The sequence below is a fragment of the Dehalococcoidales bacterium genome, assembly GCA_028716225.1.
Classification (GTDB): Bacteria; Chloroflexota; Dehalococcoidia; order Dehalococcoidales; family UBA5760; genus UBA5760.
In genome coordinates this window covers 1-2,970 of the sequence record JAQUQE010000127.1, presented here as the reverse complement: position 1 = coordinate 2,970, position 2,970 = coordinate 1, and the positions used below count along the sequence as shown (strand labels likewise).

General features: G+C 52.2%; 2 protein-coding genes. Both read left to right on the top strand.

The window, feature by feature from the left end; translation table 11 throughout:
* Positions 1–2,231 (top strand): hypothetical protein (locus PHI12_14605; protein ID MDD5512016.1); only part of this gene is annotated, 2,231 nt, incomplete at its 5' end.
* Positions 2,232–2,450: 219 nt separating this feature from the next.
* Complete coding sequence (locus PHI12_14600) at positions 2,451–2,756, top strand: DUF5658 family protein (protein ID MDD5512015.1); 306 nt, start codon at positions 2,451–2,453, stop codon at positions 2,754–2,756.
* Positions 2,757–2,970 lie beyond the last annotated feature (214 nt).

The following is a 2,970-nucleotide window of genomic DNA, read 5'->3' as shown; positions in this document are numbered from 1 at the left end:
GCTCAGGCTTTGTCTACGACCTCAGCTTTGACTACGTCCTTCTGGACGGCCAGGGAACCGTCGGCATGGCTGCCTACATCAACCCCTTGGCTGGCAACTTCTCGTTCACCAACGGCGAAATAACCGGTTACGAGGATTGGGGCACTCTCTATCTCGGAGAAGCGACCCTGAATGCCGGCCCGGACGGACCCAGCCTTGCCACAGTCACCATCGAAGGCAATAACGTCCACGACAACAAAGGATCCAGCGTGGTTTACGGAAACAAGGACAAATTCACTGATCTCTTTGTTCTCCGGAACAACAGCGGCAGCAACAACGGAGGCCATGCCTGGTTCTGGGCAATCTTCGAACTGCGAAACGTTGACAACATCCAGGTTGAAGGGAACGATCTCGACGGCGCCCCGGTGGGAATGGAAGACTTCCACGGTGCCGCACTCTACCTGACGAACGACAACAATGGCTTGTTCAACGGTGACATCACCCACAACAACTTCACCAACAACTGGCAGGCCATATACGTTCATACCGGAGACATAAGCGGCCTCCGGGCAAACTTCAACAACTTCGTCAACAACGACAGCGATATTGATGCCCAGGGAGAAGGAGAACTAATCCCAATAGGAACCATGGACGCCACCAACAACTGGTGGGGATCAAATCAGGGACCAGCCAACGTTTCAGAAAACGTTAACTACGACCCCTGGTTAATCCTCAGCGCCAGCGCTGATCCTGTCAGCGTGGAAGCTGACGGCGCCTCAACGTCTACAATCACTGCCGACTTAACCAAGAACTCTGACGGCGAAGACACTTCCGAGGCGGGAAACGTTGCTGACGGCACGCAAATCAACTTCACTACGACCAAAGGCCTGATCACTGGAAGCGCTGAAACGGCCAGCGGCAAAGCAGTTGCCAGCCTGACCTCTTCGGAAAACGTGGAAACGGCCACAGTAAAGGCTTCTGCACCCCCCTATACTGCCAATGCTACTGCTAGCGCGGTAGTCTTCTTTACGGGAAGCGGGGTAACAGTGGAGCCTGAAAGCGTTAAGACGGAAACCACGCCAGAAGGCGAGGCAACCGTTGACGCCAAGACCGAGGCTGATACCACGGTTGAAAAGAAGGGCAACGGTACACCAACAGTCACCGTGGCCAAATACACGGACAATCCCGGTGACAGCGCTCCAACAGGATTCACGTCTACGGGAAGCTACATTGACGTCTTTATTGACGACCCGACCGACGTGGAAGAAATCGAAATCAGGAACTACTATGTTTCTGCCGACGTGACCGGCCTGGACGAATCAAGCCTAAAGCTCAGCTGGTGGAACGGTACAACCTGGGTAGAATGTTCCGATTCTGGAGCAACCTATCCTGCCGGCGAACCTGAATACAGGGGTTATGTCTGGGCAAAGATAAGAACCGATACCACGCCCGCCCTGACTGACCTGTCCGGCACTCCTTTCTCGCTTATCGGAAAAACACCGGCACCACCCCCGCCCCCGCCGAGCTATGACGGAGGAGGAGGAATCCCGCCTCTGAGCACGAACCTTTTCGGTAAAACTAAGAGTTTCGGCATCAGCTATGCGGGCACGGTCCAGACGGACATACAGGCGACTTCCGAAGACGGCAAACTCACGGTAAGCATTCCCAAGGGAACCAAGGCTCTCAACAAATACGGCAGTCCTCTTTCCAGCCTGACTGGAAAACCGGACTCTTCTCCGGCAGAACTGCCCGAGAACAAGGTTTTCATCGGCACGGCTTACAGCTTCGGGCCCGACAGGGCCACTTTCCAACCGGGGATGACGCTCACTTGGAGCTATGACCCGGATGCCCTGCCAGAGAATGTCAGTACAGGGAGCTTATTCATCGCTTACTTTGACGCCGCAACAGGAGAGTGGGCAGATCTGGCCGGAGATATCGATACGGCAAACAACCAGGTAAGTGCCAACGTTACGCACTTCACCACCTTTGCCCTTATCGGAACCGTAACGCCACCTGCACCGCCAACTCCTACCCCGACGCCTGAACCAACCCCGACACCGACTCCGGAACCTACTCCAACACCCGAACCGACCCCAACACCCGAACCGACTCAGACTCCCTCCGAACCGACAGAACCGATAACGCCGCCGGCAGTTGAAAAAACCAATTGGCCTCTTATTGGAGGCATAATAGCTGGCGTGGTGGTTATCGCCGTAATCTGCATCGTTCTTATCAGAAGAAGGAGGGACTAACAAGTTATCAGGTTGAACGTCAATAAGACGTTCTGCCTGTAGCCATAAAGGGCTGGGATTTTTCGCGACAGCGAATTAAGTCCCAGCCCTTCTTTATTTTCGTTTTATAGATTATTTAGTTGACAAAATAATAAATAAGTTGTATAATAAGGATATTAATCGTAATGACAAATATTGCAACTTAAAAAATGAATAATGACAGTAAAGGAGGTGACTCCGGTGAAAAAGTTAGCAATACTGTTTGTGGCGCTCAATGCCCTGGACATCGGACTGACACTGCATTTCGTGGGAAACGGGACCAGTACGGAGTTGAATCCAATCATGGTGAAAATTCTTGCTCTGCCCTTACCCATAATTCTGCTCTACAAGATCGTCCTACCGGCCATCCTAGTTACAGCTCTCATCGGCCTTAACCGGTTCCAGATAGTAAGACGGAAAATCAACATGAAGCTGATTCTGGTCTTGCTAGTCGGCGGTGAAATAGGCATCTGCCTGTTCAACCTGACCGGGCTAATATGGAGCTAAACAAAACCGCTTCAGAAAGGAGGTGGGGGAAGAATGAAAATATCCAAGCCGATAGACAATCCGCCACCGACTCTAGACGACCAATTATCAACTTTATTCATCGACCTCGTGCTTCTCGCCGACATGTTCAGACGGCAGGAAGAAGTTGATAACCTTTCGAAAAACCTCGGAGAATAAACATGCTCCGAGAAAGTAGAGAGGATAAGGGCTGGGA